This is a genomic window from Lacrimispora sp. YZC11, assembly GCF_057543815.1.
In genome coordinates this window covers 152,687-167,171 of sequence record NZ_BAAJYQ010000020.1, presented here as the reverse complement: position 1 = coordinate 167,171, position 14,485 = coordinate 152,687, and the positions used below count along the sequence as shown (strand labels likewise).

The 14,485-nt window shown below is 45.2% G+C and carries 15 protein-coding genes; 13 read left to right on the top strand and 2 right to left on the bottom strand.

Features of this window, described 5'->3' with window-relative positions:
- Nucleotides 1–40: 40 nt before the first annotated feature.
- The 13 genes from AC27IJ_RS22205 to AC27IJ_RS22145 all read left to right on the top strand — a co-directional run bounded on the left by AC27IJ_RS22205 (nucleotide 41) and on the right by AC27IJ_RS22145 (nucleotide 12,230).
- Nucleotides 41–268: a DUF6774 domain-containing protein gene (locus AC27IJ_RS22205; RefSeq protein WP_442913609.1), complete on the top strand. Its 228-nt coding sequence runs from the start codon at nucleotides 41–43 to the stop codon at nucleotides 266–268.
- 532 nt (nucleotides 269–800) lie between these two features.
- Nucleotides 801–1,922: an SH3 domain-containing protein gene (locus AC27IJ_RS22200; protein WP_487150842.1), complete on the top strand. Its 1,122-nt coding sequence runs from the start codon at nucleotides 801–803 to the stop codon at nucleotides 1,920–1,922.
- Between the two features lie 230 nt (nucleotides 1,923–2,152).
- Entirely contained in the window at nucleotides 2,153–2,464 is a 312-nt protein-coding gene (locus tag AC27IJ_RS22195) for an ATPase (RefSeq protein ID WP_312440878.1), read from the top strand.
- 4 nt (nucleotides 2,465–2,468) lie between these two features.
- Entirely contained in the window at nucleotides 2,469–3,515 is a 1,047-nt protein-coding gene (locus AC27IJ_RS22190; protein ID WP_312440877.1) for a V0D/AC39 family V-type ATPase subunit, read from the top strand.
- Nucleotides 3,516–3,531: 16 nt separating this feature from the next.
- Nucleotides 3,532–5,460 (top strand): V-type ATP synthase subunit I, encoded by a 1,929-nt coding sequence (locus tag AC27IJ_RS22185; protein ID WP_487150840.1) that lies wholly within the window; start codon nucleotides 3,532–3,534, stop codon nucleotides 5,458–5,460.
- A 22-nt stretch (nucleotides 5,461–5,482) separates the two neighbouring features.
- Nucleotides 5,483–5,914 carry an ATP synthase subunit C gene (locus tag AC27IJ_RS22180; RefSeq protein WP_312440875.1) on the top strand — a complete coding sequence of 144 codons (432 nt, stop codon included), beginning with the start codon at nucleotides 5,483–5,485 and terminating at the stop codon, nucleotides 5,912–5,914.
- Nucleotides 5,915–5,917: 3 nt separating this feature from the next.
- Nucleotides 5,918–6,226, top strand: coding sequence for a V-type ATP synthase subunit F (locus AC27IJ_RS22175; RefSeq protein ID WP_312440874.1), 309 nt, complete (start codon nucleotides 5,918–5,920; stop codon nucleotides 6,224–6,226).
- A gap of 16 nt (nucleotides 6,227–6,242) precedes the next feature.
- A complete protein-coding gene (locus AC27IJ_RS22170) occupies nucleotides 6,243–6,845 on the top strand; it encodes a V-type ATP synthase subunit E (protein ID WP_312440873.1) in 603 nt (200 codons plus the stop codon).
- On the top strand, nucleotides 6,838–8,604 hold the full coding sequence (locus AC27IJ_RS22165; RefSeq protein WP_312440872.1) for a V-type ATP synthase subunit A: 1,767 nt from the start codon (nucleotides 6,838–6,840) through the stop codon (nucleotides 8,602–8,604). Before AC27IJ_RS22170 ends, AC27IJ_RS22165 begins: the two co-directional genes overlap by 8 nt.
- A gap of 14 nt (nucleotides 8,605–8,618) precedes the next feature.
- The gene (locus tag AC27IJ_RS22160; RefSeq protein WP_312440870.1) at nucleotides 8,619–10,022 is read left to right on the top strand and encodes a V-type ATP synthase subunit B; all 1,404 of its coding nucleotides are present in this window, start codon (nucleotides 8,619–8,621) and stop codon (nucleotides 10,020–10,022) included.
- Between the two features lie 11 nt (nucleotides 10,023–10,033).
- Nucleotides 10,034–10,654 carry a V-type ATP synthase subunit D gene (locus AC27IJ_RS22155; protein ID WP_312440869.1) on the top strand — a complete coding sequence of 207 codons (621 nt, stop codon included), beginning with the start codon at nucleotides 10,034–10,036 and terminating at the stop codon, nucleotides 10,652–10,654.
- Nucleotides 10,655–10,834: 180 nt separating this feature from the next.
- On the top strand, nucleotides 10,835–11,452 hold the full coding sequence (locus AC27IJ_RS22150; RefSeq protein ID WP_312440868.1) for an RNA polymerase sigma factor: 618 nt from the start codon (nucleotides 10,835–10,837) through the stop codon (nucleotides 11,450–11,452).
- A complete protein-coding gene (locus AC27IJ_RS22145; protein WP_312440867.1) occupies nucleotides 11,445–12,230 on the top strand; it encodes a hypothetical protein in 786 nt (261 codons plus the stop codon). The genes AC27IJ_RS22150 and AC27IJ_RS22145 overlap by 8 nt, the downstream gene beginning before the upstream one ends.
- 209 nt (nucleotides 12,231–12,439) lie before the next feature.
- Here the strand turns inward: AC27IJ_RS22145 and AC27IJ_RS22140 are convergent, their stop codons facing one another.
- Together AC27IJ_RS22140 and AC27IJ_RS22135 are read right to left on the bottom strand one after the other, a co-directional pair.
- Nucleotides 12,440–13,306, bottom strand: coding sequence for a sugar phosphate isomerase/epimerase family protein (locus tag AC27IJ_RS22140; RefSeq protein ID WP_312440866.1), 867 nt, complete (start codon nucleotides 13,304–13,306; stop codon nucleotides 12,440–12,442).
- Between the two features lie 130 nt (nucleotides 13,307–13,436).
- On the bottom strand, nucleotides 13,437–14,483 hold the full coding sequence (locus AC27IJ_RS22135; protein WP_312440865.1) for an ABC transporter ATP-binding protein: 1,047 nt from the start codon (nucleotides 14,481–14,483) through the stop codon (nucleotides 13,437–13,439).
- Nucleotides 14,484–14,485: the final 2 nt, after the last annotated feature.

Genomic DNA, 14,485 nt, shown 5'->3' with positions numbered 1-14,485 from the left:
AAAATAGTGACTCATTCATATATATAACAGAGGTGGTGATATGAGTTATTGTTGCGATGTACTATTTATTTCTGCACTAGCTTGTCAAATAGCAGATTGTTTAGATGATGATGAATTATCAATATTAGCTGCAGACACGCTATTATTGAGTGATTCATTAAATGCAATTGCAGTTCGCCGGTCAATCTCTAATTCAAGTGCAAACGATAAAACTCCATCGAATACTACGTGCCCCGATCAAGTTAATGAAACATGCTTAAAATTCTAATTCACCGGATTCATCTGTTCCGCTGGCTCAAAGTTCATCCATAATGTTACCTCTCTTCTCCGAATGTTCTGTGCTCTGGCATGTCTCCGGTTATCCGCGGAGCGATTCATTTTTTGCGAATAATGACATCAATTCTACTTCCTACCTTCCCTCTTGATTATGGACCAAGCCCCTTTTTATTAATCTCAACAAATTAAGAGGGTCATAGGTCGATGTATTTTAAGTGGCACCTTAATTATTTTTCATACAGACGGCAGGATCCCCGCAATCTTACTGGCTCCTCCCCTTTTAAAGAACATTTATAACTTAATGAGCACAGCGAAGTTGCAAACAAATGATAGGATTCCGTATTAAAATAGCATCTCAGGCAACTTCAAAATACGGGGAAATCTTTATTTATAGGGATTCCCCGTATATTTTTTACTTTTCTCTTACAAATCAAAAAACGACAAAATAACAGGTGCACAATTTGCAATAATCTAGTATAATATCTGTATATTGGAATACAACCGTTTTGCAAAGGAGGAAATATATGGGAACTACAAACAACAGTTTCTTGCTAAGAATCCAGCAGGGTCAAAGGGAAACGGAAAAGCTCATGAGCCAGAAGCAGTATAACATGGCTATGATCAAAGCCCGGCAGACCTTGGAATATATGGTAAACTATCTCGGGGAAAGGGCACTGATTGTGGAAGGCGATCTGGCGGACAGCATAGACCAGCTATTTGAAGGGCGCTTTATATCTCAGGCTGCCAAAGACCACTATCACAGGATCCGCGTGCTGGGAAACAAAGCAGTCCACGAAGGAGATGACAGCCCCTACGATGCCAATGAAGCCTTCCAGCTTCTGTCCCAGGAAATCAATGCCTTTGCAAACTCTCATAATAGAGGAAGCCAGGGCGGAGCCCCTGTCAATAAACGTCCAACAGACGTTAGGACCATATCTTCCTCTCCCCGGAATAATCCCCCGCGAAGCAACGCTCCAAGAAATGAATCCCAGGGAACTGGAACTTTAAGAAGCAGCGGCGCAAGGACTGCGCCTTTAAGAACTCAGGAACATACCGGCGGTACCGGGCGCACTGGAACAAGACCGGATGGCGCAAAAACCGGGCAGAGGCCGGTCCAGAGAAATGTCTCCAGAAGCGGCCAAAGGCCCTCTTCACAAAGAAGAAGCAGACGGCGCTCCAAAAAGAAAAGCTTTGATGCCTATGGATTGCTGAAACCAGCGCTCATTTTCCTGGTTCTTCTTGTGCTTGTCCTGATCATCGTAAAGCTGATCCCCGGGAAAAATGAAAAAAAAGAACCGACAACACCCGCAACAACTGCTGAGGTCACTACCGAAGCCATGACAAGCGCAGAAATACCAACAGAGCCTTCGGAACCAGAAACAGAAGCGCCTAAGATTTATACCACCAAGAGCAAGCTTAATGTCCGCTCCGAACCTTCCACCGACGGTGCAAAGCTAGGAAACCTTGCTTCCGGTACAGTGGTGGAATATGTCAAGACCTATGACGACAAATGGACAGTCATTATGTTTGAAGGAACAGAGGCTTATATTGCCACCGAATTCCTGACCGTATCGGAAGACGGGACAGGAACGGGCGCAGGGGAATCTACCTCTGCCGCGGAGAATTCAACAGCTTCCACCCCGTAAAGAAAGTGTTAAAAAAAGCGAAGAATCCAGGGAATATACTTCCCTGATCTTCGCTTTTTTTATTGTCCATGCATAGCTACAGCCCCTTCGTCGTAATCTATATTTAAGTTAAAACTTTATTAATATTGGGGTTTTTTACTAACATCCTATGGTATTTTTTTTAAATTGTAGTATCATTATAAATCAAGCACTATATTTTTAAAGAATTATTACGATAAGGAGGGCACGGTATGGATACTGTGATCGAGAGAATATCTGAGATTGAATCGGCTGCTGCTTCCATTATGAATGATGCTAATGAGCGCAAAAAGGCATTTGCTAAAGATATGGAAGAACAGACCGCTGCATTTGATTTGCAACTGGAAGCGGAAACCAGTAAAAAGATTAAAGAGCTGCAGGCCGGCATGGAAATCAGTATGAACAACCGCTTAAAAAAACAGCGGAGCGATTCCGAAAAGGTTCTTGAAGCCGTGGAACAGCGTTATGAAGACCATCATACTCAATATGTGGAGGAACTATTCAATACTATGATAAAGGAGTGATCCTATGGAAGACTTATTATCCTACAGCGGCATTACAACCAAGGTAAGAGCCATGGAGAGCCATCTGATCACCGACAGCCAATTTCTTGAAATGGCAGCCCTTGAAACCGTTTCTGATGCAGAGGAATATTTAAGGCGTCTTCCGGCCTATGAAGGGCTGTTTGCAAACCTGGAAGGTGTAGTGCTTCACCGGGGAGCCATTGAACAGCGGCTGATCCTTTCTCTGTACCAGGATTATGCAAAGCTCTACCGATTCGCCAATTTAACCCAACGTAAGTTCCTGGACCTGTATTTTATGCACTTTGAAATCGATATCCTGAAGAAATGCTTCCGCAATGCCATGGGTAGGAACCGGTTGGATATCGATCTTTCTGTATTCCAGGACTTTTTTGAGAAGCATTCCCGGCTGGATTTAATTAAGCTGTCATCCTCCATGGACTTACACGAGTTTATAGCCAACTTAGAAGGTTCGGTCTATTATGACCTGCTGTCCCACTTAGACGACAGGGAACAGCCTACCTTGTTTGATTATGAGGTCCACTTAGATCTTCTTTACTTTAAGACCATTTGGAAGGTCATGGGTAAATATCTCACAAGGAAGGAACAGGACCTTCTCAAACACTGCTTTGGCAGTAAGCTGGATTTACTTAATGTCCAGTGGATTTACCGATCAAAAAGATATTATCATCTTCAGCCTGCCGATATTTATACCCTTCTAATCCCCTTCAATTACCATTTGAATAAGGAGCAGATTGGAAAATTGGCAGAGACAGCTACACTGGAAGAGTTCTATTCCATACTAAAGAACACCTTTTATGGACGGAAGTCAGATCTGGAAACCGCAGACATGCCGGACTTGGAACACTTAACACAGGAAGTACTGGATAAAATATACAATTCCTCCAGCCGGCAGAACCCGTATTCCATTGCCACACTGAATTCCTATCTTTATTTTAAGGAGGAAGAAATTCAAAAGATTATCACCCTCATAGAGAGCATCCGATACCGTTTAAGTCCGGATGAAATCATCTCCTATGTAGTAAAAAAGTAAAGGGGGTTGTTTTTTCGTGATAGAAAAAATGAAATTCTTAAGTATCACCGGACCTAAGGAAGATATTGACCGGGTCATTGACACTTATTTATCCAAATATGAAATTCATTTGGAAAATGCCCTGTCGGAATTAAAAACAGTGAAAGACTTAAGACCTTATATTGAAACAAATCCATACAAAGACGATTACCAGCGTGCCATGGAGCTGGCAGAATTACTCCCGCCGGCCGATCAGGCAGGCATCCTGAAAAAGATTCCAATCCGGAAGGCCGCCAGAATTGTCACAGAGATCGGGGAACAGGTAAAGGAGCTTACGGCAAAGGAAGAGGCACTTGTATCCGAACAAAATTCCTACCGCCAATCCCTGGAACGTATCCTTCCATTTACCGGACTTAACTATGACTTAAGCTCCATCCTTCAATTTAAGTACATTAAATTCCGTTTTGGGCGCATTTCTCATGAATATTTCAACAAATTTGTGAGTTATGTATATGATACCATTGATACTGTACTCTATAAATGCCGGGAGGATGACGAATATGTCTGGCTGGTTTATTTTGTACCAGAAACCATCTCAAACCAGATTGACGCTATTTATGCCTCCATGCGTTTTGAACGTTACTTTTTACCAGATGAGTACGAAGGTACGCCTTTAGATGCTATTCATTTACTGGAAGATAAGTTAAGCGCTTTCCAGTCTGATATCGACGGCATCCGAAACCAGATGTCCGGACTGCTGGCTTCAAGGCAGGAGGAGTTATTGGCGGCACTAAGCAGTCTGGAAACTTTTTCCACCAATTTTAACGTGAGAAAACTGGCCGCATGCACCAAGCAGAAAGTAAATACCTTTTACATCCTCTGCGGCTGGATGAGCAACCGGGATGCAGCTGCCTTTCAGAAAGAAATCTCTAACGATGAAAAAACTTTCTGTATCATAGAGGATGACCATAACAATATTATGAGCAAGCCCCCCACCAAGCTGCAAAACCCCAGGCTTTTTAAACCCTTTGAGATGTTCATTCACATGTACGGCCTGCCGGCATACAACGAGATCGATCCCACCATATTGATCGGCCTCACCTATTCCTTCCTGTTTGGTTTTATGTTCGGAGATGTGGGACAGGGAATATGCCTTCTGTTTGGAGGATTCCTCCTCTACCGGCTGAAAAAAATAAATCTGGCGGCCATTATATCCTGCTGCGGCTTTTTTTCAACCATATTCGGAATCCTGTTTGGCAGCGTTTTCGGATTTGAAAATATCATTCAGGCCGTCTGGCTCCGCCCCATGGAGCACATGACCAACCTGCCCTTTATCGGGAAACTGAATACCGTATTTATCGTTGCGGTTTCCATTGGTATGGGAATTATTCTGTTGACCATGGTTCTTAACATCATAAACAGCATCCGCTTTCATGATCCGGAAAAGACCCTTTTTGACACGAACGGTGCGGCAGGACTTGTCTTTTACGCAAGCCTTGTGCTCACCATCGTCCTTTACATGACAAATAACCCCATTCCGGCTGCCATACTTCTCGTCATCATGTTTGGCATCCCGCTGCTGGTCATGTTCTTTAAGGAGCCGCTCACTAATCTGGTGGAAAAGAAAGCGCAGATCATGCCAAAGGAAAAGGGCATGTTTGTGGTCCAGGGCTTCTTTGAACTGTTTGAAGTGCTTTTAAGCTACTTTTCCAACACCCTTTCCTTTGTCCGTGTAGGGGCCTTTGCTGTCAGCCATGCGGCCATGATGGAGGTGGTGCTCATGCTGTCCGGTGCGGAAGCAGGAGCCCCCAACTGGCTGGTTGTAATTCTTGGCAACTTATTCGTCTGCGGCATGGAAGGTCTGATCGTTGGGATCCAGGTACTGCGTTTGGAATATTACGAATTATTCAGCCGATTCTATCGGGGAACCGGCCGTGCATTTAAACCATACGGAAAGAAAATTTAAAAACCAAAACGGAGGTAATATTATGTCAACCTTAGTAAAAATAACATTAGCTATCGCATTAACCATAAGCATCGCCCTTCCTTTCGGAGCTTTTGCCATGGGCGCAAAAACAAAGGGCCGCTATAAAACCGCCCTTTGCATCAACACCCTTTTATTTTTTGGGACCCTTATCATTTCCAGTGTATTAATGTTTAACGGCCAGGCTGCCGCTGCGGAAAGCACAGCTGCAGGCGCAGGAAACATCGCAGGAATGGGATACTTGGCTGCAGCACTTTCCACAGGACTTGCCTGCATCGGCGGCGGCATTGCCGTATCCGCAGCTGCCAGCGCCGCTCTCGGCGCCATCAGCGAGGACGGTTCCATACTTGGTAAATCACTGATCTTCGTAGGGCTTGCCGAAGGCGTTTGTTTGTATGGTCTGATCATTTCTTTCATGATCTTAGGTAAGCTGTAATTCATGAAAATGTATTTGATCAGCGACAACGTGGATACCTGGACCGGCATGAAATTAGCCGGGGTAGAAGGCGCTGTCGTTCATGAAAAGGCAGAACTGAAACGTGAACTGGATAAAGTCCTGGCCGATAAGGAGATCGGGATCATTCTCCTGACGGAAAAATTCGGAAAAGAGTTTCCGGACATCATCAATGATGTAAAGCTGAACCGTAAGCTTCCATTGATTGTAGAAATCCCTGACCGCCATGGTACCGGCCGCAAGCCGAACTTTATCACGGATTATGTTAATGAAGCCATCGGATTAAAACTATAAGAAAGAGGTGGTCATCTTGACGACTGAGGAAAAATTACAGCATTTCCTGAATTTTTGCATGGAAGATGCCAGAACCCGCAGTGCAAAGATGCTTGATGAATATACAGCTGCCTTGGAGCAGACCTTTTCAGAGCATCAGGAGGATGCAAAGCGAAGGGCTGCACATCAGGTGGTTTTGGAAAGCGAACGGATCGAACGGGAAATCAACAAAAAGCTTTCCCTGGAACAGATCGGCATGAAGCGGGATTTTGGAAAAAAACAGGATGAGCTGAAAGATAAGCTGTTTTCGGAGCTTCGGGATAAACTGGCCACATTCATGGAGTCGACCGAATATACAAAGCTATTGGAAAAACAGATACAGGAAGCCAAAGCCCTGGCAGGAAAAGAATTCATCACCATTTATATCGATCCTGCAGATGAAGAAAAGATCAATGAACTGGCGATATCAGGCAGCTCTGACATCCAGGTGAGCGAATACTCCTTTCTGGGAGGAACCCGGGCTGTCATCCCTTCCAGGCATATTTTAATTGACAATTCATTTCAAACAAAGCTGGCAGAGGCAAAACGCGACTTCCGCTTTGATGTAAAGGATCTGATGGGAGGTACGGCTAATGACTAATACAGGCACCATTTCCGGAATTAACGGCCCTGTCATTTATTTAAAGGGTGATTCCGGATTCCGAATGAATGAAATGGTCTATGTGGGCAAAGACCACTTAGTCGGTGAGGTCATCGGCCTTACAGACCGCCGCACCATTGTCCAGGTATATGAGGAAACCAGCGGCTTAAAGCCGGGAGAAACAGTCACCTCCTCCGGCTTCCCCGTATCCGTCACACTGGCCCCAGGTATTTTAAATAATATCTTTGACGGAATCGAGCGCCCTTTAAGCGAGATAGCAAAGACCGGAGGCGCATACATTGACCGGGGCATTCATGTGGACTCCCTTGACGGCGGGAAGCTCTGGAAGACCCACATAACAGTAAAAAAGGGGGATCATCTGTTACCAGGAACCATCATTGCTGAGGTTCCTGAAACCCCGGCCATTGTCCATAAGGTTATGATACCCCCTGATATGGAAGGCTATGTCCTTGACGTGGTTGAGGATGGTTCCTATACCATTTCCGATCCCCTGCTGACCCTCCAGCTTTTAGACGGGTCCGAAAAGAAAGTTACCATGACCCAAAAGTGGCCTATCCGCATACCAAGGCCCATATTAAAGAGATATCCGGCCGGAAAGCCTCTTATCACAGGGCAGAGGATCATTGATACCCTATTTCCTCTTGCTAAGGGAGGCACCGCTTGTATCCCCGGCGGTTTTGGCACAGGAAAAACCATGACCCAGCACCAGATTGCCAAGTGGTCTGATGCGGATATTATCATTTATATCGGCTGCGGGGAACGTGGCAACGAGATGACCCAGGTGCTTGAGGAGTTCTCTGAGCTCGTTGACCCCCGGTCCGGAAATCCTCTGATGGACCGGACCACACTGATTGCCAATACTTCAAACATGCCCGTAGCCGCCCGTGAAGCCAGCCTCTACTCCGGTCTCACCCTGGCGGAATACTACCGGGATATGGGATACCATGTGGCGATCATGGCGGACTCCACCTCCCGCTGGGCCGAGGCCTTAAGAGAGTTGTCCGGGCGTCTGGAAGAGATGCCTGCAGAAGAAGGTTTCCCCGCTTATTTGGCCTCCCGCCTATCGGCTTTCTATGAAAGGGCTGGGATGATCCAGAACATGAACGGAACCGAAGGTTCCGTCACCATCATCGGTGCCGTATCCCCTCAGGGAGGCGACTTCTCCGAGCCGGTAACCCAGAACACCAAGCGTTTTGTCCGCTGCTTCTGGGGCCTGGACCGGAACCTGGCAAATGAACGCCATTTCCCGGCCATCCACTGGCTCAGCAGCTATTCTGAGTATCTGACCGATCTGGCTCCCTGGTACGTGGAAAATGTGGATAAGAAATTCGTGGACTACAGAAACCGCCTGGTATTTCTGCTGACCCAGGAAAGCAGCCTGATGGAGATCGTAAAACTGATCGGCGGAGACATGCTTCCCGATGACCAGAAGCTCATACTGGAAATTTCCAAGGTGATCAGGATCGGATTTTTACAGCAGAATGCATTCCATAAGGAAGATACCTGCGTCCCAATGGAAAAGCAGTTTAAGATGATGGATTTAATTCTTTATTTATACAAGAAATCCCGTTCCCTGGTTTCCATGGGAATGCCTATGTCCGTATTAAAAGAGGATCCGATCTTTGATAAGATCATTTCCATTAAATATGATGTACCTAATGACAGACTTGATATGTTTGATGACTACAAAAAGCAGGTAGACGCCTTCTATGATTCCGTCATCGAGCGCAACGCATAGGGAGGAGGCAGACTATGGCTATCGAATATTTAGGACTAAGTGCAATCAACGGTCCCCTGGTCGTTTTAGAAGGCGTCCAGAATGCTGCTTTCGACGAAATCGTGGAAATGACCGTAGAAAAAAAGACAAAGAAACTGGGGCGTATCATTGAGGTTTACGAGGATAAGGCGATCATCCAGGTATTTGAAGGAACCGATGGGTTAGCCTTAAGAAATGTCCACACCCGCCTCACTGGACACCCTATGGAGCTTGCCGTGTCCGAAGACATGCTGGGACGTACTTTTAACGGAATCGGTGAGCCCATAGACGGGCTTGGAGACATCAACTCCCAAATCCGTCTGGACATTAACGGAAAACCCTTAAATCCTGTTACCAGGGAATACCCAAGAGATTATATCCGCACGGGAATCTCAGCCATTGACGGGCTGATGACCCTGATCCGGGGCCAGAAACTTCCCATCTTCTCCGGAAATGGCCTTCCTCATGACGAACTGGCAGCCCAGATCGTACAGCAGGCCTCCTTAGGAGATGACGCCCTATCCAGTGAAAAGTTTGCCGTGGTATTTGCTGCCATGGGCGTGAAATACGATGTGGCCGACTTCTTCCGCCGTACCTTTGAGGAAAGCGGCGTTTCCGACCACGTGGCCATGTTCATCAACCTGGCAAACGATCCTGTGGTGGAACGTCTGATCACGCCAAAGGTGGCACTTACCCTGGCGGAATACCTGGCTTTTGAAAAGGGAATGCACATACTGGTCATCTTGACCGATATGACAGCCTATGCGGAGGCTCTCCGTGAGGTTTCCTCCTCAAAGGGCGAGATCCCTTCCAGAAAGGGCTATCCCGGATATTTATACAGTGAGCTGGCTTCCCTTTATGAGCGGGCCGGCATCGTAAAGGGCCGGCATGGTTCCGTGACCCAGATTCCCATACTGACCATGCCAAACGACGACATCACCCACCCCATTCCAGACCTTACGGGATATATCACGGAAGGGCAGATCGTCCTGGACCGCAGCTTGTACGGCCAGTCGGTTTATCCGCCTATTAACGTTCTTCCTTCCTTAAGCCGTCTGATGAAGGACGGTATTGGAGAAGGCTTTACAAGGGCCGACCATCAAGGTCTGGCAAACCAGCTATTCTCCTGTTATGCCAAGGTAGGAGACGCCAGAGCCCTGGCATCGGTCATCGGCGAAGATGAACTCTCCCCGATTGATAAAAAATATCTGGTGTTTGGCAAGGAATTTGAAAACCGGTTTGTTGGACAGGGAAATCATGCCAACCGGAACATCATCGAAACCCTGACCATCGGCTGGGAGCTTTTAGGGCTTCTTCCAAGGGCCGAACTGGACCGCGTCGACACCAAGGTCTTAGACCAGTATTACAAGCCAACCACCCTTGAAGGATCGGAAGAATAGGAGGGATATTCATGAATCCCAATACATTTCCCACCAAGGGGAATTTAATCCTTGCGAAAAGCTCTCTGGCTTTAGCCAGACAGGGCTATGAACTGATGGATAAAAAACGGAACATCCTCATCAAGGAACTGATGAGCCTGATTGATGAAGCAAAAGGCATTCAGTCGGAAATTGATGTCACCTTCACTTCCGCTTACAAGTCCCTGCAAAAGGCCAACATAGAGCTGGGAATCAACTATGTGCAGGATATTGCCATGGCAGTCCCTGTGGACAATTCGGTGCGAATCAAGACCAGGAGCATCATGGGAACAGAGATTCCCCTGGTCGAGCATGATGAAATGCCTTTAAACCTGACTTATGCCTATTACAGCACCAGGGAATCCTTAGACGAGGCCCGTTACCAGTTTGAAAAGGTAAAAAAACTGACGGTAAAGCTCTCCATGGTTGAAAACTCCGCCTACCGTCTGGCAAACAGTATTAAAAGGACCCAGAAACGGGCCAACGCCTTAAAGAATATTACGATTCCCAGGTATGAGACGCTGACTAAGAATATTACCAATTCACTGGAAGAAAAGGACAGGGAAGAGTTCACCAGGCTTAAGGTAATTAAAAGAAATAAAAATGGAATTTAGCGGCCTCTGAAATCAAAAGCCTAGGCCATAAGGATCGGAGACGGGAACAACAGCGGTTGGTTTCCCGTATCCGGTCTTTTATTTTTATATATTTTAAATAAAAACTATAAAAAATGAACCAAATGGTACTTAGGTGACTCTTATTATCAGATGCATCTAAAAAAGGAAAGGAAACAGGTTATGATAGAAGAAAAAGGGGCTTTGGTAGAAAGCATGATAAATGGCAGCGAAGCAGCATTTGACGAACTATACCGTTCCTATTCCGGAAAGCTATACCGTATGGCGTATTTTATTACTGGTAACCGAAGTGACAGTGAGGACATTTTACAGGAGACATTTGTTAAATGCTATCTTTACAAGTCAAAACTGAAACAAACGGAACGCTTTGAACCGTGGCTGTATCAGATTCTGGTCAGGACAGCCTGGCGGCTCGAACGAAAGAAAAAAGGAAGAGCTGAGATCTCCTATGAAGGTATTTTAGAAAACGAGGAGGAAAAAAAGAGTGCGGAGCACATCCGGGAAGATAAGAAAGCGGACGAACCACTGGAATCTGTTTTAGAGGCAGAGACAGCAAAAGAAATCCAGGCAGCACTCAGACATCTGGATATAAAATACCGTACCGTGATTCTTCTGTATTATTATAATGAATTGAGCACCAGAGAGATTGCCCATATTACAGGAGCCATGGAAGGGACGGTAAAATCCCGTCTGCATAAAGCAAGAAAACTGCTGAAGGATTTATTGAAAGCTGACGGCACTGAAAAAACAGAAATGGAAAGGGGTTTTTGCCATGGATAAGTTTGAGGATGACAGATTAAAACATATCATAAAGTCCGGGCTGGATCAGATAAAGCCGGATGCGCAGGCAGAGAATCGTTGTCTTGGAGAAATTCATAAAAAAATAGAAATGAGGAGTGGAATTATGAAATTTAGTAAAAAGAGAATGGTGGCCGCTTTGGCCGCAATGTGTGCAATAACGGTAATGGGAACTGTTACGGCAATAGCAGGCGGTAAAATTACAGGCCTGTTGAGTTCTACCTCCCGGGACGAAATGGTTCATTCAAAAGCTGAGCTGATCCAACTGGCTGAACGCCAGATGGGAACCGTTCCAAAGTTAGTGGATGCCTTTTCAAATGGACTTTCCTTTAACGAAGGCTCTATTACAAAGGTAGAAGGAAGGGATGAGAACCAGAATCCTTTGATTACCTACCCGGAGCTTAATGCCAGCTATGGGGAAAATTATCGTGCATCACTTAACATCCATGAGCATCAGGACATGATTCCTCAGGGATCTTCCGCTGTGAAAAAACAGGACGTTTATCAGGATATCACTTTAAAAGCCTGCGAAGATAATTATCTGTTTTTACCGCCAGATGCAAAACCATCTGCGGAAGATTCAAATCTTGAGGAAGAAGGCAAGCTGATGATCAGCTACGGAAGCGACAAAGAAGAGCGTAAGGTATACCGTTATGTAAGCTGGAGTGAGAATGGTATGGATTATTTGCTCAGCTCCTTTGATGATTTGAGCTGTGATGATTTAATTGGTATGGCGAAGGAAGTCATTGATGCAAAGTAAAGAGGCTGTGGATATAGAAGCAACAGATTAGGACGGCTGCTGATCTGAAACGCTTTATAAAATAAAGTACTTAGAGGCTTGAGACATGCCTCTAAGTACTTTATTTTTTATAAATGAACCCTTCAGGAGTACTTATTCCAGCCCTTTTAGGTACAATGCAATCCATCAAGACCCTCCTTTGGATTCATTATACACTGACATCTATGTTCCTAAATTTTTGCTGCATCATATAAAAATTTAACACCCGTATGAAAATAATGATAAAACCGGAATTCCGTCTCCAAAATATAAATTCCTTTAAACTTATCAAAAAAGGGCAGCACTGATCCCCAGGGTATCTCCCCCCAGGCAGGCGGCAGATGTAAATCTCCTATTCCCTTTGAAAAATTATCCATGTAATTTTTCATCTCGCCATGCTTTCCGAAATTATCATGTACATGAAGGTGCACGGCCAAAGGAGCCATCTTGCGGATATCTGACACATAATCCCGGTTATAGTTTATAGCCGACAGATAGGCATGGCCGAAATCTAACGTAATCCCGCAATTATTACAGCCTATTCTCTTGACATGCAATGCTAAATCTTCCGGATTTACTCCCAGCATCATACGAAATTTTTCAACATCTCCTGAGTAGTACGGGTTTTCTATCCCAATCCGGATATCTCCGGCATACTGTGCTATTTCTTTATAATAGGCAATGTCCATTAAAAGGCCGTCTTCATCCTCCACTGATATGGGACTGGCATGGGCGGTGATATTTTGGGCACCAATTTGTTTTGCAAAGTCAATGCATGACTTAAAAAACGCCAAACGTTCCATCTCTCCCATGGCATGAGGATGAAAGCTATAGGGCATATGAATGGAGTAAGTAAAATCATATTCCATTAAAATTTTCTTCACAGCCGAAACCCGTGGCTCCAAAAGTCTGCCATTTAAGAGTACATCCATAGAATGCATAATCAGTTCACAGCAATTCCCGCCCGATTTCCGGGCCAACTCCAGACAATACCGCAATTTACTGTCATCACCGTCTATCCAGTCAGCATTCAGGCCAATACCAATCTGCTTATTCACGTTCTCATCTCCTATATAAAATATATAAGCCTCAAGCAAGTTTTAAAGGGTTCAAGGGATATTCCAGCAACTACTATTACAAGGAATAAATCAATAAATTCTCCCCCATACGTTCTTATCACGATCATCGTTATTTAAAATAAGAATACTTTTGAATGCTTACCCATAGCTTTTCACCGGATTCAAATTCCTCATCCGCATTAATGGTCAATTCCAGACCCGGTTCCACCTCTGCCACACAGTTTACGCAGTTGCCCCGGTAAGCCGCACTTTTCACTGTAACCGGGAAGGCCCCTTCTTTTTGTGCGCGGCCAAGTTGTGCATGCTCCGGACGGAAGCAAAGCTTCACGCTTCCCACTCCCTGAATACCGGTGCTAAGCGGTATGGGCTTTCCTGAATGAGTGATGATACCCCCATCTGATATATTTCCCTCTATAAAATTACTGGTGCCCACAAACTGTGCTACAAACGGATTTGCCGGGTTTTTATAAATCTCCTGAGGCCTTCCGATTTGCTGTACAACTCCCTTTTCGAATACTGCAATCCTATCCGAAATCTCCAGCGCTTCCTCCTGGTCATGAGTCACATATACAACCGTGATGCCTACCTGTCGCTGTAAATCCTTTATGTCCTTACGCATTTTAATACGCAGCTTTACATCCAGATTGGAAAGTGGCTCATCCAGTAAAAGAGCTTTAGGCTGAATAACCAATGCCCGGACAATTGCCACTCGCTGCTGCTGCCCGCCTGAAAGCTGGCCGGGATGCCGTTTTTCCATCCCTTCCAGGCCGCCCACCGACAGGGCCCATCTCACACGTTCATCAATGACATTTTGCGGAAGTTTCCTCATCCGCAGTCCATAAGCAATGTTTTCATAAATAGTCATATGGGGCCAAAGCGCATAGTTTTGGAACACAAAGCCCACATTTCGTTCCCACGGATTTAAAGAGGAAATATCCTTTCCATCGAAAGAAATATGTCCGCCGGTTATCTCCTCAAAGCCTGCGATCAAACGCAGCAGAGTTGTTTTTCCACAGCCGGAAGACCCTAATAAAGTAAAAAATTCCCCCGGCTGAATATTAATATCAATTCCCTTTAATACTTCTACTTTACCAAATTTTTTTACGACATGATCAATTTTTATTGATGCCGGTTTCAGCGATATGTTATCGTTCATAA

Coding starts and splice junctions, on each gene's coding strand:
- AC27IJ_RS22175 (WP_312440874.1), top strand. CDS start 5,918: ATGAAAATGTATTTGATCAGCGACAACGTGGATACCTGGACCGGCATG.
- AC27IJ_RS22150 (WP_312440868.1), top strand. CDS start 10,835: ATGATAGAAGAAAAAGGGGCTTTGGTAGAAAGCATGATAAATGGCAGC.
- AC27IJ_RS22165 (WP_312440872.1), top strand. CDS start 6,838: ATGACTAATACAGGCACCATTTCCGGAATTAACGGCCCTGTCATTTAT.
- AC27IJ_RS22205 (WP_442913609.1), top strand. CDS start 41: ATGAGTTATTGTTGCGATGTACTATTTATTTCTGCACTAGCTTGTCAA.
- AC27IJ_RS22160 (WP_312440870.1), top strand. CDS start 8,619: ATGGCTATCGAATATTTAGGACTAAGTGCAATCAACGGTCCCCTGGTC.
- AC27IJ_RS22155 (WP_312440869.1), top strand. CDS start 10,034: ATGAATCCCAATACATTTCCCACCAAGGGGAATTTAATCCTTGCGAAA.
- AC27IJ_RS22190 (WP_312440877.1), top strand. CDS start 2,469: ATGGAAGACTTATTATCCTACAGCGGCATTACAACCAAGGTAAGAGCC.
- AC27IJ_RS22180 (WP_312440875.1), top strand. CDS start 5,483: ATGTCAACCTTAGTAAAAATAACATTAGCTATCGCATTAACCATAAGC.
- AC27IJ_RS22145 (WP_312440867.1), top strand. CDS start 11,445: ATGGATAAGTTTGAGGATGACAGATTAAAACATATCATAAAGTCCGGG.
- AC27IJ_RS22200 (WP_487150842.1), top strand. CDS start 801: ATGGGAACTACAAACAACAGTTTCTTGCTAAGAATCCAGCAGGGTCAA.
- AC27IJ_RS22135 (WP_312440865.1), bottom strand. CDS start 14,483: ATGAACGATAACATATCGCTGAAACCGGCATCAATAAAAATTGATCAT.
- AC27IJ_RS22195 (WP_312440878.1), top strand. CDS start 2,153: ATGGATACTGTGATCGAGAGAATATCTGAGATTGAATCGGCTGCTGCT.